General features: G+C 49.0%; 19 protein-coding genes and 1 riboswitch. Of the genes, 1 reads left to right on the top strand and 18 read right to left on the bottom strand.

Features of this window, described 5'->3' with window-relative positions; translation table 11 throughout:
- Positions 1-44 precede the first annotated feature (44 nt).
- Positions 45-2,717 (bottom strand): calcium-translocating P-type ATPase, SERCA-type, encoded by a 2,673-nt coding sequence (locus ACW5MY_RS08495; RefSeq protein ID WP_014470417.1) that lies wholly within the window; start codon positions 2,715-2,717, stop codon positions 45-47.
- 119 nt (positions 2,718-2,836) lie between these two features.
- On the opposite strand from ACW5MY_RS08495, the gene ACW5MY_RS08490 reads away from it, so the two are divergent.
- Entirely contained in the window at positions 2,837-4,543 is a 1,707-nt protein-coding gene (locus ACW5MY_RS08490) for an Rqc2 family fibronectin-binding protein (protein ID WP_014470418.1), read from the top strand.
- A gap of 53 nt (positions 4,544-4,596) precedes the next feature.
- Here the strand turns inward: ACW5MY_RS08490 and amyS are convergent, their stop codons facing one another.
- The 17 genes from amyS to pyrP all read right to left on the bottom strand — a co-directional run bounded on the left by amyS (position 4,597) and on the right by pyrP (position 23,304).
- On the bottom strand, positions 4,597-6,141 hold the full coding sequence (gene amyS / locus ACW5MY_RS08485) for an alpha-amylase (protein ID WP_014470419.1): 1,545 nt from the start codon (positions 6,139-6,141) through the stop codon (positions 4,597-4,599).
- 145 nt (positions 6,142-6,286) lie between these two features.
- A complete protein-coding gene (locus ACW5MY_RS08480) occupies positions 6,287-6,775 on the bottom strand; it encodes a precorrin-2 dehydrogenase/sirohydrochlorin ferrochelatase family protein (RefSeq protein WP_289394339.1) in 489 nt (162 codons plus the stop codon).
- Positions 6,756-7,541 carry a sirohydrochlorin chelatase gene (locus tag ACW5MY_RS08475; protein ID WP_013352206.1) on the bottom strand — a complete coding sequence of 262 codons (786 nt, stop codon included), beginning with the start codon at positions 7,539-7,541 and terminating at the stop codon, positions 6,756-6,758. The genes ACW5MY_RS08480 and ACW5MY_RS08475 overlap by 20 nt, the downstream gene beginning before the upstream one ends.
- Positions 7,542-8,315: a uroporphyrinogen-III C-methyltransferase gene (cobA, locus tag ACW5MY_RS08470; protein ID WP_013352205.1), complete on the bottom strand. Its 774-nt coding sequence runs from the start codon at positions 8,313-8,315 to the stop codon at positions 7,542-7,544.
- 124 nt (positions 8,316-8,439) lie between these two features.
- A complete protein-coding gene (gene cysC / locus ACW5MY_RS08465) occupies positions 8,440-9,033 on the bottom strand; it encodes an adenylyl-sulfate kinase (protein ID WP_013352204.1) in 594 nt (197 codons plus the stop codon).
- 13 nt (positions 9,034-9,046) lie between these two features.
- Positions 9,047-10,195, bottom strand: coding sequence for a sulfate adenylyltransferase (gene sat / locus ACW5MY_RS08460; protein WP_013352203.1), 1,149 nt, complete (start codon positions 10,193-10,195; stop codon positions 9,047-9,049).
- A 48-nt stretch (positions 10,196-10,243) separates the two neighbouring features.
- Positions 10,244-11,308, bottom strand: a complete 1,065-nt coding sequence (locus ACW5MY_RS08455) for an inorganic phosphate transporter (RefSeq protein ID WP_013352202.1) — start codon at positions 11,306-11,308, stop codon at positions 10,244-10,246.
- A gap of 12 nt (positions 11,309-11,320) precedes the next feature.
- Complete coding sequence (locus ACW5MY_RS08450; protein WP_013352201.1) at positions 11,321-12,022, bottom strand: phosphoadenylyl-sulfate reductase; 702 nt, start codon at positions 12,020-12,022, stop codon at positions 11,321-11,323.
- A 126-nt stretch (positions 12,023-12,148) separates the two neighbouring features.
- A riboswitch (SAM riboswitch) is annotated at positions 12,149-12,253 on the bottom strand.
- A gap of 102 nt (positions 12,254-12,355) precedes the next feature.
- Entirely contained in the window at positions 12,356-12,988 is a 633-nt protein-coding gene (pyrE, locus tag ACW5MY_RS08445) for an orotate phosphoribosyltransferase (protein ID WP_013352200.1), read from the bottom strand.
- On the bottom strand, positions 12,985-13,704 hold the full coding sequence (pyrF, locus tag ACW5MY_RS08440; RefSeq protein ID WP_013352199.1) for an orotidine-5'-phosphate decarboxylase: 720 nt from the start codon (positions 13,702-13,704) through the stop codon (positions 12,985-12,987). Before pyrF ends, pyrE begins: the two co-directional genes overlap by 4 nt.
- Entirely contained in the window at positions 13,673-14,608 is a 936-nt protein-coding gene (locus tag ACW5MY_RS08435; RefSeq protein WP_013352198.1) for a dihydroorotate dehydrogenase, read from the bottom strand. Before ACW5MY_RS08435 ends, pyrF begins: the two co-directional genes overlap by 32 nt.
- Entirely contained in the window at positions 14,608-15,378 is a 771-nt protein-coding gene (locus ACW5MY_RS08430) for a dihydroorotate dehydrogenase electron transfer subunit (protein ID WP_013352197.1), read from the bottom strand. The genes ACW5MY_RS08435 and ACW5MY_RS08430 overlap by 1 nt, the downstream gene beginning before the upstream one ends.
- Complete coding sequence (carB, locus tag ACW5MY_RS08425; protein WP_013352196.1) at positions 15,375-18,590, bottom strand: carbamoyl-phosphate synthase (glutamine-hydrolyzing) large subunit; 3,216 nt, start codon at positions 18,588-18,590, stop codon at positions 15,375-15,377. Before carB ends, ACW5MY_RS08430 begins: the two co-directional genes overlap by 4 nt.
- Positions 18,575-19,669, bottom strand: a complete 1,095-nt coding sequence (locus ACW5MY_RS08420) for a carbamoyl phosphate synthase small subunit (protein ID WP_462061840.1) — start codon at positions 19,667-19,669, stop codon at positions 18,575-18,577. The genes carB and ACW5MY_RS08420 overlap by 16 nt, the downstream gene beginning before the upstream one ends.
- Entirely contained in the window at positions 19,666-20,952 is a 1,287-nt protein-coding gene (locus ACW5MY_RS08415; RefSeq protein WP_013352194.1) for a dihydroorotase, read from the bottom strand. Before ACW5MY_RS08415 ends, ACW5MY_RS08420 begins: the two co-directional genes overlap by 4 nt.
- Entirely contained in the window at positions 20,936-21,850 is a 915-nt protein-coding gene (locus ACW5MY_RS08410) for an aspartate carbamoyltransferase catalytic subunit (protein WP_014471818.1), read from the bottom strand. Before ACW5MY_RS08410 ends, ACW5MY_RS08415 begins: the two co-directional genes overlap by 17 nt.
- Before the next feature lie 143 nt (positions 21,851-21,993).
- A complete protein-coding gene (pyrP, locus tag ACW5MY_RS08405) occupies positions 21,994-23,304 on the bottom strand; it encodes a uracil permease PyrP (protein WP_013352192.1) in 1,311 nt (436 codons plus the stop codon).
- Positions 23,305-23,346: the final 42 nt, after the last annotated feature.

The raw sequence follows: 23,346 nt of genomic DNA, 5'->3' as shown, positions 1-23,346 counted from the left end.
GGGCAATAGACATGCTATTACCCCTAAGATTATATCATATGGAATTATTTTTTTCTTGTCAAAAGTGAACCCGCCAGCAAAAAAGTAGGTATGCCCGACATACCGACAATAAGCATCCAATCGCCCGGCGTAATCGGCACTGTTTTGAAAATAGGCTGCAGCGGCGGATAATAGATGACGATGACCATCAGGAAAATAGAAGAAACGATGGCGCCGAGCAGATAGATATTTTCAAACGGATTCCGGGAAAAAACAGATGTTTCGCTCCGGCAGTCAAACACGTGTATAAGCTGAGCGAGGACAAGAGTCGCGAATGCGACGGTCTGTGCATACGGCAGATTTTCAGGGTTGCGGTGATAGACGATGATAAACGCTAAAATGGTTGCGGCCCCGATCAAAAACCCTCTTGAGACGACTTTCCAGCCCAGTTTTCTCGCAAATACCCCTTCTTTCGGATGCCGCGGCTTCCGCCTCATCAGGTCATCTTCCGGCTGATCCATACCGAGCGCCATCGCCGGCAGCCCGTCAGTCACTAAGTTCACCCACAAGATCTGAATCGGAACGAGCGGCAGCGGCAGAGCGAGAAGCATCGCAAACAGCATGACTAAAATTTCACCGACGTTGGAGGCGAGCAAATACCGGACGAATTTTCTTATATTTTCATAGATATTTCTCCCCTCTTTTATGGCTGATTTAATTGTGGCGAAGTTATCATCTACAAGAATGAGAGAGGAGGCTTCCTTCGCCACATCCGTTCCCGTCACGCCCATGGCAACGCCGATATCAGCCTGCTTTATGGCTGGTGCGTCATTTACCCCGTCACCCGTCATGGCGACGACGTGTCCGTTTTCCTGGAACGCTTTGACGATTTTTAATTTATGTTCAGGTGACACACGGGCGAATACGTAGATATCATCGACCGTCTCGATAAGCTCTTTCTCCGAAAGCTTATTCAGCGTCTTGCCGTCCATCACACGTCCTTTTTTCGGAAGAAGCCGCAAATCTTTTGCAATTGCCTTTGCCGTTTCGACGTGATCACCTGTAATCATTACCGTTTTAATGCCTGCTTCACGGCATTCTTTAATGGCCTGTCTGACCTCCGGACGCGGCGGATCAATCATGCCTGACAAACCGAGCATCGTCAGATTTTTTTCCGCCTGCTCCATTGTCGGCTTTTCGCCGGACTTAAGCGGTTTATAAGCAATCGCGATCGTCCGGAGGGCTTGCGATGCCAGCTCTTTCAGGATCGTTTCTGTTTCTGTTTTCATTTCTCCTGAAAAAGGCGCGCTTCTGCCGCCGTGCATCATATGTGACGAACGGTCAATCAGCACATCGGGCGCTCCTTTGGTAATGACGAACTGCTTTTTTTCTTTATCTTCTACGATGACGGTCATCATTTTGCGGACGGAGTCAAACGGAAACTCGGCAACCACCCGGTATTGTTCACTGAGCCAGTCGTTTGAATAGCCGCCTTTTCTCGCAGCCGTCAGCAGCGCACCTTCTGTCGGATCGCCGTCAAGCACATAATGACCGTCTTTCAGTTCAATTTCTGACGTATTGCATAATGCGCCAAAAACCAGCATCTGTTCAAGAATCTTCTCATCTTTCGGCTTGATTTCCCGCTCATCACACGTGAACTCACCCGCTGGCTCATAGCCGATGCCTGACACTTTAAATGTTTTTCCGCCTGACCACATATGGGTGACGGTCATTTTGTTTTGTGTCAGCGTGCCGGTTTTGTCAGAACAAATGACAGAGGCGCAACCCAATGTTTCAACTGCCGGGAGCTTTCTGACAATTGATTTTTGTTTAATCATGCGCTGGACGCCGATTGATAAAGCCACCGTGACAATAGCGGGAAGCCCTTCCGGAATCGCAGCGACCGCCAATGACACCCCGGCCAAAAACATACTGTAAAGCTCATGTCCCTGTAAGACGCCGACCGCAACGACCAATACCGTCAAAAGCAGCGCGATGATGATTAAAATTTTGCCGAGCTCTTCAAGTCTTCGCTGCAGCGGTGTTGAAAGGTTGCCTGCGGATTCCAGCATATCGGCGATTTTCCCCATTGCCGTATTCATTCCTGTACCGACGACGACGCCGACACCGCTGCCGCGCGTCACGATCGTACCCATAAACGCCATATTATTAATATCGCCTAAAGAAACATCCGGTTTTCTCAGCTTATCAGCTTGTTTGACAACCGGAATTGATTCCCCGGTCAGCGCCGATTCTTCAATTTCAAGGCTCTTCGCTTCAACGATCCTCACATCCGCGCCAATCCGGTCGCCGCTTGTAAATTTCACGATATCGCCGGGAACGAGCTCCTTGGACTGAATTTTCTTCCAGCTCCCGTCCCGTAATGCTGACACATACGGCGTTGACAATTCTTTTAATGCATGTAAAGATTTTTCCGCCCGCCTCTCTTGGAAAAAACCGAGCACCCCATTGACAAATACAATCGCCATAATAGCTATGGCATCTACATATTCGCCTAAAAACCCGGAAATTAAGGTTGCCACCAACAGCACGAGCACCATAAAATCCTTAAATTGGGCGAAAAACACGACGATCGCCGGTGTCCTCTTGCCCTCCTGAAGCTCGTTCGGTCCGTGCTTTTCAAGGCGTTTTTTCACCTCTTTTTCGGTCAATCCCTGTTTAATGGACGTATTTGTTGCTTTCAGTAAATCGGTTTGTCCCATTTCATGAAACTTCATTCTTCTCGTCCACTCCCCCTGCTCGCTTTAGAGATGTCACTCTACAAACAAGCTTATTCTGACTCGTCCCTTTTCATGCTATAATTATCGAATGCAGGAAGAAGGAAAGGGTGTTTTATATGTCTTTTGATGGCATGTTTACATACGGAATGACACATGAATTAAACAGCCGGATCGCCGGAGGCCGGATTACGAGAGTCCATCAGCCTTTTAAGCACGATGTGATATTCCATATCCGCGCTAACGGAAAAAACCATAAATTATTATTATCGGCGCATCCGAGCTATTCACGGGTGCACATGACGAATCAGGCCTATGAGAATCCGAGCGAGCCCCCGATGTTTTGTATGCTGCTCAGAAAGCATATAGAAGGCGGATTTATTGAGAAAATAGAACAGGCCGGATTAGACCGGATTATGATATTCCGCATAAAAAGCAGAAATGAAATCGGCGACGAGACCGTAAGAACGCTGTATGTTGAAATTATGGGACGGCACAGCAATATTATTCTGACTGACGGAGAAGGAGCCATCATCGACGGGCTGAAGCATTTATCTCCATCGATGAACAGCTACCGGACCGTTCTGCCGGGCTATGATTACAAGCTCCCTCCCGCTCAGGAAAAAATTTCACCGCTGGCCGCGGACGAAGAGGACATTTTGCGTTATCTCAGTTTTCAGGAAGGACGGCTTGACCAGCAGATTGTCAGACATTTCTCCGGGGTTTCTCCGCTGTTTGCAAAAGAAGCCGTTCACAGAGCGGGCCTCGCGAACAAAATAACGCTGCCAAAGACGCTGACAGACATGTTCCATGCCGTGAAGGATTGCAGGTTTACACCGAACATTACGACAGCAGCCGGAAAGGAATACTTTTATCTTCTGTCTCTCACGCATGTAAATGGAGAGGAGCGCACCTTTCACTCACTGAGTGAGCTGTTAGACCGGTTTTATTTCGGCAAAGCGGAGCGCGACCGCGTCAAACAGCAGGCTCAAGATCTCGAGCGGTTTGTCGCAAATGAACGGAAAAAGAACGCCAATAAGATTAAAAAGCTGGAAAAGACGCTGGACTACTCAGAGAACGCGAAAGAATTTCAGTTATACGGCGAGCTGCTGACGGCGAATTTGTATATGCTGAAAAAAGGTGACAAAGAAGCGAATGTCATCAATTATTATGATGAAGAGAGTCCGACGGTGGCCATCCCTTTAAATCCGAACAAAACACCGTCAGAAAACGCGCAGATGTATTTTACAAAGTATCAAAAAGCGAAAAATTCCGTTGAGGTTGTAAAAGAACAGATCCGTCTGGCCGAGGAGGAAATCGCTTATTTCGACCAGCTGATTCAGCAGCTTTCCTCCGCTTCCACAAAGGATATTCACGAAATAAGGGAGGAGCTTGTTGAAGGCAAATATCTGCGTCCGAAACAGCAGAGAGGACAGAAAAAACAGAAACAGCACGTTCCTGTTTTGGAGCAGTATGAATCTTCACAGGGATTGACGATCCTGGTCGGCAAAAACAATAAACAAAATGAGTATTTAACGACAAAAGCCGCCGCAAGGGATGATGTATGGTTCCACACGAAAGACATACCGGGATCCCACGTTGTGATTAAAAGCAGCGATCCCGATGAACAATCCATATTGGAAGCAGCTGCGATCGCCGCTTATTTTTCCAAGGCGAAAGATTCCGGCTCCGTGCCTGTTGATTATACAAAAATCAGACATGTGAAAAAGCCAAACGGCGCAAAACCCGGATTTGTCACCTATGACAGCCAGCATACCGTATTTGTCACACCTGATGCCGACCTTGTCATACGGCTGAAAAAATAAACGCACCTCCAAGCTGATACCCGCACTCAGCTTGGAGGTGTTTTTTTATTACCTTATTTCTGAACATAAATGGAGACGGACCCTCCGTTTACATGAAACTCTCCCCAGCCGTCAGATCCGATTTTTACAGTATCTGAACGGTTGCCCGTTATGTCATACCATGTCTCGCCGGCATTTTTCAGGCCGGCATACATCCGCTTTGATCCGCCGGGTCCGTCCGTGATTAAAGCGGCCAAACCTGATTTGGCGGCGGAGCTGTCACCTTCCCTCGTCCATCCGATCACATCCGGGTGGTCAATATAATCGTGCTGGGGCCCGTATGCGTACTCCTTACGCGCTTTTAAAATCGGCTCTATCTTATCTTTCAGTGAGGGAATTTCCTTTGGCGATGTCCCTTTTGTCCCGTACATATCCCCATAGAACACCTGAGGATAACCGGATTCTCTTGTCAAAATAAAGGCGTATGCAAGCGGTTTAAACCAAGTTTGGACTGTCGATTCCAATGACTGTCCCGGCTGTGTGTCATGATTTTCAACAAATGTAACCGCCTTTTCCGGATGCTCGGACACAACGGTACCGTCCAGCAAACGCCTCATATCATATCCGCCTCCTTGTGAGGAAGCCGCCTGTAAATTGAAATGAAGCGGAACATCAAACACGGATTGATTAAAGCTTGTTTTATTCAAGTAGTTTTCGAGTTTCCCGGCATTATTCTGCCAATACTCCGCAACCGTAAACATTTCTTTTCCCGTCGCCTGTCTGACCGCCTGAACCCAATCACGCAGAAATGAAAATTTAATATGTTTGGCGGCATCAATACGGAAGCCGTCTAATGACAGTTCATTCGCATACCAGATACCCCATTTTTTTGTCTCTGCCACGACATCAGGGTGGTCGTAGTCAACATCAGCATACATTAAATAGTCATAGTTGCCGTTTTCACTTGATACTTCCCAATCCCACGCTTTTCCTTCCCCACGAAACTTAAAGATGCGGCTGATCTTCCGGGATTCATCCCAGTCCGCTCCGTCGAAATGATACCAATGCCATTTAAAATCACTGTACGTGTTTCCACGGCCCGGAAAACGAAAATCCGTCCACGCTTTGATTTGATATTCCCCCGAAGTTTCCTGATTTCTATTGGCCGGATTGACTTCGACGGCAGTTACATCTTCTGTTGCATCAGCACCAGCCTTATGATTCAAAACCACATCTCCGTATACTTGGACGTTCCGGGAATGCAGTGAGCCGATCGCATCTTGAAGCTCTGATTTTGTGCCGTATTTCGTTCTGACCGTCCCTTTTTGCTGGAATTCTCCTAAATCATACAAATCATAAGGTCCGTATCCGTTATCGGATTGGCTCGTTCCTTTGTATGCGGGAGGAATCCAGACGGCAGTGATTCCGATATCCGATAAATGTTCCGCATCATTCTGCAATCGTTTCCAATGCTGGCCGTCGTTCGGCGTATACCATTCAAAATACTGCATCAGCGTGCCATTTACGGCTGATGTTTTTGTAATCGGCAAACTGACAAATAACAGCGTGCACATAAGCACAAGTCTGAACGAAACTGTCCGCTTTCGTTTTTGAATCATGTTTCCTCTCCCTCTCATTTTCTTATACAAATTATATTTTACATATCAGTAAAATAATAACAACCCCCCTTTATTCCTATTTTTTACACAGCGGACAGTCTGGACAGCATAAAAAATACCCTGTCTGATGACAGACAAGGTATTTTTATGTTCTTCTTCTTTTCTCAAACAATCGATCCACTTCTTCAGCCAAATCATCAGTCATCAAAGGCTCAATGTTTTCAGCCAGTCTTTTCGTATGTGCGGGGCTTGCCCCGCTTGTTGATACTGATACTTGAATGCGCCCTTTGCGGATGATCTTCGGCATATATACGCTGCCTTGTTCAGCCTTGCTTACACAGTTGACCAGCTGCGTTTCAGAAGCGTTTGCGGCTATCTCCTGATTCACGCCTCGGTCATTTGTCGCGGCAATAATGAAAAAAGCGGGCTTGAGATCTTTCATTTCAATTCTCCGGGGAATCCAGCGGATGCGTCCTTCATCCGCCAGCTTTTTAATTTCAGGCAGGGCCTCAGGACTGATCACGGTAATATCAGCGCCTTCCGGAAGCACCGTTTTCAGCCTTCTTAATGCAACATTGCCCCCGCCAGCAATAATGATTCTTTTTCCGCTGAGATTAATGTGAAGAGGCAGCATACTGTCCCCCCTTAAAATCAAACCGCCCGCCGGGGTTTCGAACAGCTTCTGTCACACGGTTCAAAAACGCCTGCTTAATATGCGGGTGAAAACCTAAGTATGAAGCGAGATGCACATTCCGATTGACCGCTTGAAGCTTTTGGACTTCCCGTTCAATCTCAGTCATCAAAAGCCCGGTAAACAAAAGATACGGGACGATAAAAACGGGTGCTCCGTCATCGACTCTAAGGCTGGTAAACACTTCTTTATAGTGCGGATCACAGGCTGTTAAAAAACAAGGAATGACTTCTTTAACAGATGTGATCGCCTCAAGTTTTCCGGCAATCTCACTGACGGCATGTTTAACCGCCGGATCTCTGCTTCCTCTTCCGATCAGCACCACTTTCGCCTGCTCAATCGGCACTCCGGTATCCTCAATGCGATGATGGACCGCTTTTACGACTTCATCATCCACTCCGATCGGAACGCCGTATGTCACTTTTATATCGGGATTCCGGGCCGCTGCGCGGGCGATTTCAGCCGGGATATCATGTTTTGCGTGGGCAGCGGTCAACAAGAGCAAAGGCACTGCGGCAATATGAGTGGCGCCTTGTTTGACACATGCTTCAAATCCCGCTTCAATAGACGGTTCCTGCAGTTCTAAAAAACAGATTTCCTGAATGGGAGCGTCTGCGTGCGGCCTGCACCCTTTTAAAAATGCCGCCGACTCTGTCTGCGCTTCTTTCAGCCGGCTTCCGTGCCCGATGTATAAAATCGCCTGCTTCATTTACAACGCCTCGCTCAGATCCAGATTTTTCAGTTCAGATTCAAACCAGTCCAGCTTACAGTGATAATTGACGACATCACCGATGACAATTAAGCTCGGGTTTTTGATCTCTTCTTTTATCACTGTGTCTGAAAGTGTGCTGACGGTGCAGACGACTGTTTTTTGCCTGTCCGTCGTCCCCCAGTGAATAAAGGCTGCCGGGGTGCCGCCGTCTCTGCCGTTTTCCAGCAGCATTCTTTCAATCTGCCGGATATTTTTAATTCCCATATAAATCACCAGCGTATCAATGCCCGTCGCCAGCGCTTTCCATTTTTCTTCAAAGTCGTCTTCTTGTTTATAATGTCCTGTAACGAAAGCGACATTGGAGCTCGCCTCCCTGTGCGTCACTGGTATGCCGGCGTAAGCAGCTGCCGCAATTCCTGATGTAATGCCGGGAACGATCTCAAACGGAATGGCGTTTTGCGCGAGAGCCTCCGCTTCTTCGCCCCCGCGGCCGAAAACAAACGGGTCGCCCCCCTTGAGCCTTACAACGGTTTTTCCCTTTTTCGCATACTTCACGAGGAAACGGTTGATCGTATCCTGCTTCATTATGTGAAAATCCGGGAGCTTGCCGCAGTAAATCAGGTCCGCTCCTTCTCTTGCATACTGTAAAATCTCTTTGTTTACCAATCTGTCATATAAAATAACGTCCGCTTTCTGTATGGCTTTCATTGCCTTCACCGTTAATAAGTCCGGATCTCCCGGACCGGCTCCAACGATAAATACTTTCCCCATAGCATGTCTCCCCGATCCGTTTTGACATCTTCTCAGAACAGCCGCGAGGCCGCACTTCAGCTATTTTACCATATCCCGCCATTCGCGGGGATATCCGGCTGATTGCGCGGCCTTTTTGGACTTATTATGCTAAGCTGTTTTTCACAAAATCAATCAGTCTGCCGGTGCATTCCTCACGTTCATATTTGCCTGAATCAAGTACCAGCTCAGGCGCTTTCGGCTCTTCATACGGTGAGTCGATCCCCGTAAAGAACGGGATTTCACCGTTTCTTGCTTTTTTATATAAACCTTTCGGATCGCGCTTTTCACATATATCGAGGTCGCATTTCACGTAAATTTCATTAAATTCGCCTTCTGCCACGAGCTCTCTCACCTGATCTCTGTCCTCACGGAACGGAGAAATAAAGGCTGTAATGACAATGGTGCCCTGCTGAACGAAAAGCTTTGCCACTTCCCCGATTCGGCGTATATTTTCCTTGCGGTCATCATCAGAAAAGCCTAAGTCCTTGTTTAAACCGTGGCGGATGTTATCGCCATCAAGCACAATGACCTGATAGCCTTGTTCAAACAGTTCGCGCGCTGCTGCGTTTGCAATCGTGGATTTCCCTGAGCCGCTCAAACCCGTCAGCCAGAGGATAGAGCTTTTATGCTTATTTTTCTGCTGGTATTCTTCTTTCGTTATTGAAGCTTCATGCCATACGATATCACGATTTGTCACTCTTTTTTCCTCCTTAAGAAACGCCTGCTTCTTCTTTCGTTTTCATCCCTTTAATTAACACCTCGACAACTTCGGGACGGCTGAATTCCGCCGGCGGCATGACGCCGCTTCTCAGCATTTCTCTGACCTTTGTTCCTGACAGAATGACGTGGTCTTCTCTGTCATGCGGACATGTTTTGGCCGTTCCCATGTTGCCGCATTTTTGGCAGAAGAAGCTGTGCTCGAATTTCATCGGTGTAATCCCGAGCTCCTCCGCTGTAAATTGATCAAACAGCTCTTGCGCTTCATATGTGCCGTAGTAATCACCGACGCCGGCGTGATCGCGGCCGACGATAAAATGCGTACAGCCGTAGTTTTTGCGGACAAGCGCGTGGAAAATGGCTTCTCTCGGTCCCGCATACCGCATGGCCGCCAAAAATACGCCGAGGAAAACGCGGTCTTTCGGATAATAATGATCGAGCAGCACCTGGTAGCTTTCCATTCTGACATCCGCCGGAATGTCATCTGATTTTGTTTCACCGACGAGCGGGTTCAAAAACAAGCCGTCAACCGTCTCAAGAGCGGTTTTCTGGATATATTCGTGAGCGCGGTGAACCGGATTTCTCGTTTGGAAACCGACGATGGTTTTCCAGCCTTTTTCTTCGAAGCTTCGTCTCGTTTCAGCAGGTTCAAACGTAAACTCCGGAAACTGCTTTGACGCTTTTTTAATTAATGTGATCGGCCCGCCGACATACGTATCGCCGCGTGAAAATAGTTTTTTCACGCCGGGGTGCGCGGCATCATTGGTTTTATATACGTGAACGGCTTCTTTTTGTTTATCCGGCGTATAAATATCTTCGATGTCCACGACGCCGTATGTTTCTCCGCCGTAAGTCAGTTTCACGGTGTCTCCGACGGCAAGCTCAGCCGCTTTTTCCGAATCGACCGGAAGCGTGATCGGCAAAGACCAGACGGCACCGGATGCCAATCGCATATTTTCTACGACTGACACGTAATCTTTTTCTGTGAAAAATCCTTCAATCGGGCTGTAGCCCCCGATTCCGATCAGTTCTAAATCAGCGAACGAAATCAAATCAAGCTCAATTTCTTTTTGAACGGATGTAAGATCATACTGCTCATTCACCCGATTAATTAATGTGCCTCCGTGCGGTGCTAAACTCATAATTCATTATTCCTCCCAGTTAACAGATAAATAAACTCAGATTAATAGTTAGATGCCCCCGCCTTGTTCATGGACAGAGCGTTTCTCTTTTCGGATGGCTTTCATCAGACTGGCGGCTCCGCCAAATGCCAAAAGCACGCTGGCCATCATAAAGATGGAATAGTAATCTCCTTTTAACAGCAGTGAGACAAGCAGATACGAAATCGACAGTGACAAGAACGGGGAAACGACCCATACTTTGAGCATCGTTTTTACGACTTCTTTATGAAAAACGTTCGGCCCGTTTTTGGCCATTCCGATACCGATAATTGATGATGATGTCACCTGCGCCAAAGGGACAGGCAGACCGAAGACGGAACTGATAATGACAAGCCCCGCGCCGGTTCCGGAAAGCAGGATGCCTTCGCCGGCTGAAAATCTCGTAATCTTTTTTCCGTTGGTTTCAAGCACTTTGCGTCCTAATAGCAGAGCGCCGAGAGCGACAAATACGCCTCCGTACAGCGTCCCTTTGGACACGCTGAGCACGCCGGCCGCAACCAACGGGCCTACCGCATTTGCGACGTTGTTCATTCCGGCTGAAAAAGCTTCCCAAAACCCCGCAACAAGCAGCACAATCCCCAAAATCTTCTGTTTCCGATTCGAAACGACCCGAATATTCAGATAACTGAATACCTTCGATACGAGAAACGTGAAACAGAATGCGACAAACGGAACAAGCACCCAAAAGATCACGATCACCAGAAGATGCTGTAAAAACAACACTTTGTATGCGACGCCGACACCGACAATCGCTCCGACAGTGACCTCACTCGTCGACAGCGGAATGCCGAGCACATTCGCCGTGAATAACGATAGCGCCGCCGCCCCGATAATAATGCAGACGATGGTGAGCGTAATTGTCTGTTCGGGAATGATTCCGCCGCTGATCGTCTTAACGACTTCTCCGCCGCCGATAACCGCCCCTGACAGGACGCCGGCTGCGCAGATGATCAGCGCATACGTTTTCTTTTTAACGGCGCCTGACCCGTAAGCGACTCCCATTGAAGCTGCGGCTCCGCTGGCTCCGATATTCATGGCAAAAAACAGGCTGAATAAAATAGCGGCTAATTCCATCTTGCAGCTCCTTTATTCATGCAGTCCGCATTCTGTTTTCGCCATGCCGTTCCATCTGCCGCTGCGCAAATCTTCTGCGGTAAACGCAGGTGAAGTGCACGGTTCACAGCCGATGCTCGGATAGCCCTGATCATGAAGGATATTGTAATCCAGCTCATGCTTGGATGTATATCTCCAGATGTCTTTCCATGTCCAATGGATCAGCGGGCAGACTTTAATTGATTGAAACTTGTCGTCTTTATTCAGGAAATTCGTATTCGCCCGGCTCGGCCCTTGATCGCGGCGAAGGCCTGACAGCCATGCCGGACGCCCGGCGAGCGCTTCTCTTAACGGCAGAATTTTTCTGATGAAGCAGCACTGGTTCGGTTCTCTTTCCCATAGTTTATCCCCGTGAGCCTCGGCCTGTTCCTCAAGCGTAAGGCCGGGCTGTTTCAGGATGATGTTAAGTCCCGGATAACGTTCTTTCACTTTTTCGATCGTTTCATAGGTTTCTTTAAAGTGAAGGCCCGTATCGAGAAACACGATTTCCGCGTCTTTTTTCACTTTAGAAATCAAATCGATCAGGACGATGCCCTCAATCCCGAAGCTGCACGCGTAAACAAGCTGGTCTCCGTAGTGGCCGTACGCCCATTTTAAAACGGATAGCGCGCCTTTATAGGAATCGTCTTCCGGAAATGTAATCGCCGGTTCTTCCCATGTGTCATACGTTAGCATTTTTTCTTTCCTCCTCCCGGAGACAATCAAACAGCTGTTGTTTTCTGCCGGTTGTCTTATCCCTCAATCTTTTTTTCATAAAAAAACTTTCAATCCAGCGGAATGAAAGACAGTGACCCGATATAGCCCTTATCTTCAAAATGCTGTGCATTTTTCTGGATGCGGCACCTTGCAATACATGCAGGTTGCCGGGCGTCATCGGTCCAGTCCCTCAGCCGCTCTTGATAAGCTTTTTAGATTTGTACTAAATTTTAGCACAATTCTAACAGAAGTCAACCCGAGTTTTTTGATAGGAATAATAAAAACAGGCCCTGAGGCCTGTTTTTATTATTATTATTTTTTAAACCAATCTTTTGACTCGGGATTCTGTTTCCATGATTTCAGTTTCTCAACGTCATCTGAATGAATCGTTCCGTTTTCTAGCGCCACTTCAATCAGCGTGTCATAATCCGTTAATGAGTAATACGGCAGACCCGCTTTTTTAAAGGCTTCTCTTGCTTTCGGCAGTCCGTATGTAAAAATGGAGATGACGCCGAGGACTTCCGCACCCTCTTTTTGAAGGGCCGCCGCAGCTTCGAGCACGCTGCCTCCGGTAGAAATCAAGTCTTCAATCACGACTGTTTTTTGCCCTTTTTTAACGGCGCCTTCTATTTGATTTCCTTTGCCGTGCGCTTTCGGCTTGCTTCTGACGTAGCACATCGGCGCGCCAGTACGGTCTGCGAGAAGCGCAGCGTGCGGAATGCCTGCCGTTGCAGTTCCGGCGATCATCTCCGCTTCGGGGAAATGCTCTTTCAGCAGTTTGCTGAGCCCGTCCGCCACGTCATTTCTCACTTCCGGATACGACAATGTCAGACGGTTGTCACAATAGATCGGTGATAAAATGCCGCTCGCCCAAGTAAATGGCTCATTCGGACGTAAAAAGACAGCTTCAATGTGTAATAGATGTTTTGCGATAGCTTGTTTCATCGGCGAACACCCTCCCATTCCAGTTTAATTGCTTCATATGCTTTAACGGGATTTTCCGCTTTTGTAATTGAGCGGCCCACGACAATGGCTGACGAGCCGTTTTCTTTCGCAAATGACGGAGTCGCCGTCCGGACTTGATCGTCAGATGCGTCACTAGCGGTGCGGATGCCGGGCGTGACTGTCAGAAATGACGGCCGGACCGCTTCATAAATGGCTTTTGTTTCATGAACCGAACATACCACTCCGTCCAGCCCGCACTCTTCCGCCATTTTTCCGTAATGAACAACCGTTTCTAAAAGCGGCTTTTGCAGCAGAAGCTCTTCCTTCGCCATCTGCTCTGAAGTGCTGGTCAGCTGGGTGACTGCAATTAAAGACGGGCGTTTTTTGCCTCTCGGCGTGCCCTCTTCAAGCCCTTCTAGAGCCGCGCGCATCATCCGTGCGCCTCCCGCTGCATGGACATTGACGAGATCAACGCCGAGGCCGGCAAGCCGTTTCATCGCTTTATTGACTGTAGTCGGAATATCGTGAAGCTTCAAATCTAAAAATATGTCACAATTCCGTTCTTTTAATTGGTGAATGATGGCCGGGCCTTCCTGATAAAAAAGTTCCATCCCCGTTTTGACAAACAGCCTTTCCTTTTCAAACAAATCTAAAAACGCTAAAGTCTCTTCCCCTGATGCAAAATCAAGCGCGATGATGGGCAGGTTGTTTTTCATGCTTCCAGCTCCTTCCGATGCATTCACTTACAGATTGAAAGCCGTATTGGCGCAGCACACGAGGGAGCTGTTCTATGATTTCCGGGCAGACAAACGGATTGACGAAGTTTGCCGTGCCGACTGCAACAGCACTCGCCCCGGCAAGAAGAAATTCCAGTGCATCCTCCGCGGTCTGGACGCCGCCCATCCCGATAATCGGAATTTGAACGGCCTGGCTGACTTCGTATACCATCCGGATGGCGACCGGTTTGATTGCCGGGCCTGACAGTCCGCCCGTTTTATTTGCTAAAATCGGCCGTCCTGTCTTAAGATCGAGCCTCATCCCGACGAGTGTATTAATCATCGTCAGGCCGTCAGCACCGGCTGCTTCAATCGCCTTGGCAATTTCGGTTATGTTGGCGACATTAGGCGAAAGCTTCACATATACAGGCACTGCGGAAACTTCTTTCACCGCTTTTGTCAGATCGGCCGCCATGGCGGGATCAGTGCCAAAAGCAATCCCGCCCGTTTTGACATTCGGACACGAAATGTTAAGTTCAAGCGCATGCACATTCGGCGCTTTGCTGATGTGCTCGGCCACTTCTTTATAGTCTTCCACCTGAGAACCGGCGACGTTTGCGATAATCGGCGTGTCAAACTGTTCAAGCCAAGGCAGCTCATGTTTGAGTACATGCTCAAGTCCGGGATTTTGCAGGCCGATGGCATTCAGCATTCCCGCGCTTGTCTCCGCCACTCTCGGTGTCGGATTTCCGAAACGCGCTTCGTTCGTAGTGGCTTTAATCATGATGCCTCCGAGGCATGATAAATCATAAAATCCGGCATATTCCTTTCCGAAACCGAAACATCCGGAAGCGGGGATGATCGGGTTTTTCAATCGGAGACCCGGCAAATTCACCTCTAACATTACAGCGCCACCTCCTCAGCTTTAAATACCGGCCCGTCAAGGCAGACTTTCACATATGATGTATCGCTTTCGCCCGTACGGCACACGCAGGCGAAGCAGGCCCCTATGCCGCAGCCCATCCGCTCCTCCATCGAGAGATAAACCTCTTTATGGCCGTACTGCTGCTTCAGTGCTTTCAGCATCGGTGTCGGACCGCAGCTGAGCAGGACATCGAATTCGAGCTGCTTTTCGCGGATGATGTCAGTGACAAATCCTTTTTCTCCATATGTCCCGTCAGCCGTTGCCACATAGGTGTCTCCGTACGCGAGACATTCCTGTTCATAAAAAACATCCTTTGCTGATTGAAACCCAAGCACGTGAATGACGTTTACGCCTTTTTCCGTCAGGCGCTTTGACAGTTCCTGCAAAGGCGGAACCCCGACTCCGCCTCCGACTAACAGCGCGGTTTTGCCGGGTTCAATCCGCCGGACGGGGAATCCGTTGCCGAGAGGGCCGAGAACGTCAATCATGCTGCCCTCTTTTTTCTCGGACAAAAGACGCGTTCCCTCACCGTCAGTTCTGTAGATAACGGATACTTCATTCACGGCGAAATCGACGTCCGCAATGCTGAGCGGCCTTCTTAAAAGCGGCGTGACCGCGTCACTCACCTTTAAATGAAGAAATTGTCCCGGCTCGGTAAAGTGCCGGACAAGTTCTCCTTTCAGCACCATCTTATAGATCTGGTCGGCAATTTCCGAATTGGATTGAACAGTCAAATGCGCTTTTTTCATATCGTGACAGCCGCCTTTTGATTGGTTTCAGATGCAGGCATATGATCCGCACAGAAAGTCATGCTTTCCAATACCCGCAAAATGGCTTCGGCCGTATCTAAAGATGTCAGGCAGGCGACTCCGTTCTCAACGGATTCGCGGCGGATTCTGAAGCCGTCTCTGGCCGGCTGTTTGCCTTTTGTCAGCGTATTGATGACAAATTGCGCTTCACCGTTTCTGATGACGTCGATGAGATTTTTTCCTTCTTCGCCGATTTTCCCGACGACCTGAGCCGGAATCCGGGCGTCTTTCAAATAAGCCGCCGTTCCTTCCGTCGCCAAGATGTTATAGCCGATTGCGTGGAACCGCTTCGCGATCATAAGTCCTTCTTCTTTATCTTTATCGGCAACGGTCAATAGCACTGAGCCGTAATTCGGGATTTGAATGCCAGAGGCAATCAGCGCTTTGTAGAGCGCTTTTTCCAGGGTTGAATCTTTGCCCATGACCTCTCCCGTCGATTTCATTTCAGGCCCTAATGTAATATCCACTCTTCTCAGCTTCGCGAATGAGAAGACAGGCGCTTTCACGAATACCCCCTGCTGTTCAGGCTGCAGCCCTTCTTTGTAGCCGAAATCAGCAAGCTTTTGGCCGAGAATGACCTTTGTCGCCAGATTCGCCATCGGAATCTTTGTGATTTTGCTTAAGAACGGCACGGTTCTGCTTGACCGCGGATTTACTTCGAGCACGTACACTTCACCTTGCGACAGTACGAACTGGATGTTCAGCAAGCCGATGATGTTGAGTCCTTTTGCCAAAGCTACAGTGTATTGTTCGATTTTTTTCTTAATGTCTTCGCTTAAAGACTGAGGCGGATAGACGGCAATTGAATCTCCTGAATGGACGCCGGCCCGCTCGATATGCTCCATAATTCCCGGGATGACGACTGTTTCGCCGTCAGATACGGCATCGACTTCGATTTCTTTTCCCGTCAGATAACGGTCGATTAACACCGGATGCTGCGGGTTGATTTTGACCGCGTTTTTCATATAGTGAAGCAGCTCTTCTTCATGATAGACGATTTCCATCGCCCGGCCGCCGAGCACGTATGAAGGGCGGACAAGAACCGGATAGCCGATGGATGCGGCAATTTTGACCGCTTCGCTCACCGATACAGCGGTTTTTCCGAGCGGCTGCGGCACATTCAGCGCCTCAAGCGCCTGCTCAAACTTATCCCTGTCTTCCGCACGGTCTAAATCCTCAAGTGATGTGCCGAGGATTTTGACGCCGCGGGCGCTTAATTCTTCCGCAAGGTTGATCGCCGTCTGGCCGCCGAATTGGACGACAACTCCTTCCGGCTGTTCCAAATCGATGATGTGCATGACATCTTCAACCGTCAGCGGTTCAAAATACAGCTTGTCTGATATGCTGAAATCAGTGGACACCGTCTCAGGGTTGTTGTTGATAATAATCGCTTCATAGCCTGCCTGCTTGATCGCCCAGACAGAATGAACGGTCGCATAGTCAAATTCGACGCCCTGTCCGATGCGGATCGGACCTGAGCCTAGGACGACGACACTTTTTCTTGGTGTAACCTCAGACTCATTTTCTTCCTCATATGTGCTGTAGAAGTACGGAGTTTCTGATTCGAATTCCGCCGCGCATGTGTCCACCATTTTATATACAGGCTTGATGGCTGCTTCTTTTCGCATTTGATACAGCTCTTGTTCCGGCATGTTCCATTCCCGGCTGATATATTTGTCGGAAAAGCCGAGTTCCTTCGCTGTCTGAAGGACGGCGAGGCTGCCTTTTTCCGCTTTCAGCTTTGTTTCAAAGGCGACCAGCTTATAGAGCTTGTGCAAAAAGAAAACGTCAATTGCGGAAAACTCATGAAGCTGCTCTACCGTGTAGCCTCTTCTGAAAGCTTCAGCGAGGTAAAACAGCCGTTCGTCTCCGGCCTTTCTGATCCGTTTTTCCAAAAGCCCGTCAGAAATCTCTTCCGCATCCTTCAGTTCGAGATGATAGACATCGGCTTCCAGTGAGCGGACTGCCTTTAACAGTGATTCTTCAAGGGTGCGTCCGATGGCCATGACCTCTCCGGTCGCTTTCATTTGTGTTCCGAGTCTGCGGTTTGCCGATTCAAATTTATCAAACGGCCAGCGCGGGATCTTAGAAACGACATAGTCAAGCGCGGGCTCAAAAGCCGCATATGTTTTTCCCGTTACGGGGTTCATCATTTCATCAAGAGAAAGCCCGACTGCGATTTTCGCCGCAAGTTTTGCGATCGGGTAACCCGTTGCTTTTGAAGCGAGGGCAGATGAGCGGCTCACCCGCGGATTCACTTCGATAATGTAGTATTGGAAGCTGTCGGGATCCAGCGCGAGCTGAACATTACAGCCGCCTTCTATGCCGAGTGCGCGGATCAGCTTTAATGAAACATTGCGCAAAAGCTGATATTCCCTGTCGCTCAACGTCTGACTCGGAGCAACGACGATGCTGTCGCCCGTATGGATGCCGACCGGATCGATATTTTCCATGTTACAGACGACGATCGCATGATCTCTGCTGTCTCTCATGACTTCATATTCGATCTCTTTGTAACCGGCGATGCTTTTTTCCAAAAGGCATTGATGAACGGGGCTTAGTTTTAATCCGTTTTCGACGATCTCCTTCAATTCCGCTTCATTTGAGCAGATGCCGCCGCCCGTTCCGCCTAATGTGTAAGCGGGGCGGACGATAACCGGAAACCCGATCCGGCTGACAAATTCCTCGGCTTCCTGCAAAGTGCGGATAATCTCACTTTCGGGCACCGGTTCATTCAGCTCATTCATCAGCGTACGGAACAAGTCGCGATCTTCCGCCTGCTGGATGGCTGACAGCTTTGTGCCGAGCACTTCCACTCCGCATTCTGCAAGAACTCCGAGATCAGACAGCTCGACCGCAAGATTCAGCCCTGTCTGTCCTCCCAAAGTCGGCAGGATGGCGTCCGGCCGTTCTTTTCTGATAATACGCGTGAGAAATTCCGGCGTCAGCGGTTCGATATATACCCGGTCGGCCATTTCCGTATCCGTCATAATCGTTGCCGGATTTGAATTGACGAGAATGACTTCATAACCTTCTTCTTTTAAAGCCAGACACGCTTGTGTGCCCGCATAATCAAATTCCGCCGCCTGTCCGATAATAATCGGGCCTGATCCGATCACTAATATCTTTTTAATGTCTACGCGTTTTGGCATGCCGCTTCCCCTTCTTTCTCAGTTGTTTCGATCAAGTCGATGAATCTGTCAAATAAATGATTGGCATCTTCCGGCCCCGGTGAAGCTTCAGGGTGGTACTGAACGGTAAATGCCGGCAATGTTTTATGTTTGAGTCCTTCGATCGTTTGATCATTGATCGCAATATGTGTCACTTCAAGCTCTGTTTCGTCTATAGAAGAGACTGTATATCCGTGGTTTTGGGCGGTTAAAGCGACTTTCCCGGTCGCAAGCTCTTTAACCGGATGGTTGGAGCCCCTGTGTCCGAATTTCATTTTTTCCGTATCCGCTCCTGATGCCAGTGCAAATAATTGGTGGCCGAGGCAGATTCCGAATAACGGCACCTTCCCGAGTATGCCTTTTATCATCTCAATGGCTTCCGGCACATCTTTCGGATCTCCGGGTCCGTTAGAAAGCATAATGCCGTCAGGCTTCAGCTGGAGCACTTCTTCCGCCGTTACATTGTACGGCACAACGATGACATCACATTTTCGTTTGTTTAATTCTCTTAAGATGCCATGCTTCATGCCGAAATCAACGAGTACGATGCGTTTTCCGCGGCCCGGACTCGGATATGCCGTTTTCGCTGATACTTGAGCGACTTGATTTCTCGGAAGTTCCGTTTCTTTCAGAAGTGCAAGAACCGCTTCGACATTCTCCTCACATGATGCAAACGTTCCTTTTAATGCACCTGCCGTGCGGATCATTCTTGTAAGCTTTCTCGTGTCAATCCCTTGTAAGCCGGGGATATTTTTCATCTTCAAATACTCATCAAGCGTGTAAGCCGATCTCCAGTTGGATGGCAGCTCGCACAATTCTTTTACGATCAGCCCTTTTACAAAAGGAGTAATGGATTCAAAGTCATCTCTGTTAATCCCGTAGTTGCCGATCAGAGGATACGTCAGCGTCACGATATGCCCGCAGTAGGAAGGGTCTGATAAAATTTCCTGATAACCGGTCATTCCCGTATTGAATACGACTTCACCGGCGGTATGCTCAAGGCTCCCGAATGCTTCCCCCTCAAATACCGCTCCATTTTCCAGCACTAGTCTTCTTTTCATTTGACGAGTCTCCCTTCTTCGTATGCAAGCTTCCCGCCAGCCATCGTTGCGACAGGCCAGCCGAAGCACTTCATCTTGTTGAATGGCGTATTTTTTCCTTTAGATAAAAATGTATCTTTGTCAATTGCCGCTTCTTTTTCCAGGTCGATCAGGGTAATGTCAGCCGGCGCGCCCGGTGCAAGCGTTCCGTACGGAAGACCGAACGCCTCGCAAGGTTTTTTCGTCATGAAGTCAACCAGCTGCTTCAGCGTCCACGATCCGCTTTTCACAAAGTGTGTGTACAGAAGCGGGAAGGCTGTTTCTAAACCGACGATACCGAAAGGCGCAAGCTTCATGTCCGTGTTTTTCTCTTCTTCGGTATGCGGCGCATGGTCAGTGGCGATGAAATCAATCGTGCCTTCCAATAGCCCTTCAATCAGTGCCGCTCTGTCCTCTTTGCTGCGAAGCGGCGGATTCATTTTAAAATTGGTATCAAGCCCTGGGATATCTTCGTCACAAAGCAGCAGATGGTGCGGCGACACTTCGGCTGTCACGCGAATTCCCGCTTTTTTTGCGTCTCTTACGGCTCTGACGGATTCTTTCGTGCTGATATGACACACATGGTAATGGCAGCCCGCCGCTTCCGCCAGCAGCACGTCACGAGCGATATGTACCGCTTCACAAATGGAAGGTATGCCATTCAGGCCGTTCGCTTTTGAAAAAGCACCTTCATGTACGCTTCCGCCGTAAATCAGTGAGTTATCCTCACAATGAGCGACAATCGCTTTATTCATTGAAGCCGCCCGTTTCATTGCTTCATACATCATTCCGGCAGTCTGAACGCCGACGCCGTCATCGGTGAAAGCAAATGCGCCGGCTTCATGAAGCACCTCAAAATCTGTCATTTGTTCGCCGGTTTGTCTGATCGTGATCGAAGCGTAAGGAAGAACCCGGACAGATGAGGTTTCTTTGATCCGGTTTTGCAGCCATTCCATCTGCTCCTTCGTATCCGGCACGGGCCTTGTATTCGGCATGGCGGCGACAGTGGTAAAACCGCCCCGCGCCGCAGCTTTAGAGCCCGTTTCAATCGTTTCTTTTTTCTCACCGCCCGGTTCTCTGAAGTGTACATGAAGGTCTACGAGCCCCGGTGAGACGAACAGACCGGAAGCGTCGATCACGGTTTCCCCGTCTTTTGCCGTCAGTATGCCGGTTTCCGCAATGATTTCTCCTGTTACCCGGATATCCTGCGCCACTTTTTCTCCCTGTTCATTTAACATCCAGCCGTTTTTAATGAGATAAGACATAAGCCGCTTCTCCCCTTTTCGCATTGGTTTGCAGTGCTCTTTTTAAGACTGCCATTCTGATATACACACCATTTTCCATTTGTTTAAATATTCGTGATTTTCCGGATTCCACTAATATTGTGTCAATTTCGACCCCTCTGTTTACCGGTGCGGGATGCATGATGATGGCATGCCGCTTCATGCTTTCCGCACGCTTTGCGGTCAGCCCGTATGCTTCCAGGTAGCCTTTTTGGTCCGCTTCTGTCTGATGTCTTTCATTTTGAATGCGGAGCAGCATGACGACATCTGAAGCTTGTATGGCTTCATCCGTCTGAACACAGGTGCCGAAGGAGTTGTTCTCATCCTGCCATTGCGGCGGACCAGAAAACAGCACGCGTGCGCCGAGCCTTGTCAGCACCTCGGCATTTGACCTTGCCACCCTGCTGTGTTTGATATCGCCATGAATGGAAACGGTCAGACCCTGAAAATTCTCAAATTCCTCTTGAATCGTCATTAGATCGAGCAATGATTGGGTCGGATGCTGGCCGCAGCCGTCGCCCGCATTTAAGATCGGAATATTTACTTTGCCAGTCAGATCCTTGTAATATTCATCCGTGCTGTGCCTGATGACGCAGGCGTCCGCTCCGATTGCTTCCAGTGTTTTGATCGTGTCGTATAAAGACTCGCCTTTTTGAACGCTTGTACTCGTGCCGTCTAAATTGAGCACGTTCATACCGAGCTTTTTTTCCGCCACTTCAAAGCTGAACCGCGTTCTCGTGCTTGGTTCAAAAAACAGATTCGCAACGAATTTTCCCGAGAGATCGGGGCACTCTGTTCCCTCTTTTATCGCTTTTGCCTCACGCAGCAATTCTGTAATTTCAGCCGTGCTCAGTTCAGACATCGCCGTTAAATGATTCATGTTTTTTTCTCCTCCGTTTCCGATTGAAGGCCGTAAAAAAACACCCCGGCCTACAGACTCGGGGTGCGGTTAAAGAGAGAAGCAGCGTACAGCTTCTTCCCGTTATAACCCTTCCAAGCCTCTCTGGACTTTCTTTAAAAGGTTTACATATGATTTTGTTGTTCTGCTGCGTCCGCGTCTTCATCATTTGTGTGCGGCAGGATAAGGTTCAGGATGACTCCCACGATTGCCGCAAGCGCCATGCCGGATATTTGAAACCCGCCTTTTGATACTTGAATGAAAGCACCGCCGACGCCGATCACGAGGATGACGGATGTGATAATTAAATTTCTCTTGTTTTCATAATCAATGTTGTTGTCAATCAGCATTCTCAAGCCGCTGGAGGCGATGATTCCGAAGAGCAGGAAGGAAACGCCGCCCATAACTGCGGACGGAACAGAGCTGATCAGCGCTGAAACTTTGCCGATAAATCCGAAGCACAGCGCAATCACACCCGCGCCGCCGATGACAAAGACGCTGAAAACCCTTGTAATTGCCAGTACACCGATGTTTTCGCCGTACGTTGTCGTCGGCGGGCCGCCGATTAACGAAGCGATGATCGTCGCAACACTGTCCCCCATTATGGAGCGGTGCAGCCCCGGCTTTTTAATGAAATCCTGTCCGACAACTTTACTCAGCACCATTTGATGGCCGATATGCTCTGACATCGTCACGAAAGCGACCGGCACCATCGCAGCCGCAATGCCCAATGTCACTGACGGCGTATAGTCTTTGAAAGGTATGATAAATTCAGGAACGGCGAACCATTTTGCATCAATGACCGGCTGGAAATTGACGATTCCCTGTGTCAGCGCAAACAGATAGCCGCCTATAATGCCGATCAATACCGGGATCAGGCTTAAAAATCCCCGTAAAAAGATGGCGCAGATAATGGTGATTGCCAAGGTGACACCGGCTACACTGAAATGCCTCAGACTGTAGACGAGTTCTTTCGCATTCGGATCGGCATACATTGCCATATTGACGGCTGTGCTTGCCAGTCCGAGTCCGATGACGATGATGACCGGCCCTACGACCACCGGCGGCAGCAGCTTCATCAGCCACCCCGTTCCAAGCTGCCTGATAAGGAGCGCGATCAGCCCGTACACAATTCCCGCCAGGAAAGCGCCGACCATGGCAGCCCCCGGTCCCCCCGTCGCTTTCACCAAGATAATCGGTGAGATAAAAGCGAATGATGAGCCGAGATAAGCGGGAATCCGGCCTTTTGTCACCAAGAGGTAAGCGAGTGTTCCGATTCCGCTTGTGACAAGCGCGACTGCCGGGCTCATCCCGACCAGTTTCGGCACGAGAATGGTTGAGCCGAACATGGCGAATAAATGCTGCAGGCTGAATGACAGCCAAGACAATGGATTGGGGACGTCCCTGACTCCCAGGTTTACTTTTTTCTTACTCATGGCGTGTTTCCTCCCGGTTGACTTTCAAATGGTATAAAAAAA

It is taken from the genome of Bacillus sp. Bwzl_19, assembly GCF_054900515.1.
Note: the sequence above shows the minus strand (reverse complement) of the source record. Positions and strands in the feature narration are given on the sequence as shown.

What these genes read in the sequence shown, in the direction of transcription:
- ACW5MY_RS08495 (WP_014470417.1), bottom strand. Translation starts at nt 2,717, where the DNA reads ATGAAGTTTCATGAAATGGGACAAACCGATTTACTGAAAGCAACAAAT.
- ACW5MY_RS08490 (WP_014470418.1), top strand. Translation starts at nt 2,837, where the DNA reads ATGTCTTTTGATGGCATGTTTACATACGGAATGACACATGAATTAAAC.
- amyS (WP_014470419.1), bottom strand. Translation starts at nt 6,141, where the DNA reads ATGATTCAAAAACGAAAGCGGACAGTTTCGTTCAGACTTGTGCTTATG.
- ACW5MY_RS08480 (WP_289394339.1), bottom strand. Translation starts at nt 6,775, where the DNA reads ATGCTGCCTCTTCACATTAATCTCAGCGGAAAAAGAATCATTATTGCT.
- ACW5MY_RS08475 (WP_013352206.1), bottom strand. Translation starts at nt 7,541, where the DNA reads ATGAAGCAGGCGATTTTATACATCGGGCACGGAAGCCGGCTGAAAGAA.
- cobA (WP_013352205.1), bottom strand. Translation starts at nt 8,315, where the DNA reads ATGGGGAAAGTATTTATCGTTGGAGCCGGTCCGGGAGATCCGGACTTA.
- sat (WP_013352203.1), bottom strand. Translation starts at nt 10,195, where the DNA reads ATGAGTTTAGCACCGCACGGAGGCACATTAATTAATCGGGTGAATGAG.
- ACW5MY_RS08455 (WP_013352202.1), bottom strand. Translation starts at nt 11,308, where the DNA reads ATGGAATTAGCCGCTATTTTATTCAGCCTGTTTTTTGCCATGAATATC.
- ACW5MY_RS08450 (WP_013352201.1), bottom strand. Translation starts at nt 12,022, where the DNA reads ATGCTAACGTATGACACATGGGAAGAACCGGCGATTACATTTCCGGAA.
- pyrE (WP_013352200.1), bottom strand. Translation starts at nt 12,988, where the DNA reads ATGAAACAAGCTATCGCAAAACATCTATTACACATTGAAGCTGTCTTT.
- pyrF (WP_013352199.1), bottom strand. Translation starts at nt 13,704, where the DNA reads ATGAAAAACAACCTGCCCATCATCGCGCTTGATTTTGCATCAGGGGAA.
- ACW5MY_RS08435 (WP_013352198.1), bottom strand. Translation starts at nt 14,608, where the DNA reads ATGTTAGAGGTGAATTTGCCGGGTCTCCGATTGAAAAACCCGATCATC.
- ACW5MY_RS08430 (WP_013352197.1), bottom strand. Translation starts at nt 15,378, where the DNA reads ATGAAAAAAGCGCATTTGACTGTTCAATCCAATTCGGAAATTGCCGAC.
- carB (WP_013352196.1), bottom strand. Translation starts at nt 18,590, where the DNA reads ATGCCAAAACGCGTAGACATTAAAAAGATATTAGTGATCGGATCAGGC.
- ACW5MY_RS08420 (WP_462061840.1), bottom strand. Translation starts at nt 19,669, where the DNA reads ATGAAAAGAAGACTAGTGCTGGAAAATGGAGCGGTATTTGAGGGGGAA.
- ACW5MY_RS08415 (WP_013352194.1), bottom strand. Translation starts at nt 20,952, where the DNA reads ATGTCTTATCTCATTAAAAACGGCTGGATGTTAAATGAACAGGGAGAA.
- ACW5MY_RS08410 (WP_014471818.1), bottom strand. Translation starts at nt 21,850, where the DNA reads ATGAATCATTTAACGGCGATGTCTGAACTGAGCACGGCTGAAATTACA.
- pyrP (WP_013352192.1), bottom strand. Translation starts at nt 23,304, where the DNA reads ATGAGTAAGAAAAAAGTAAACCTGGGAGTCAGGGACGTCCCCAATCCA.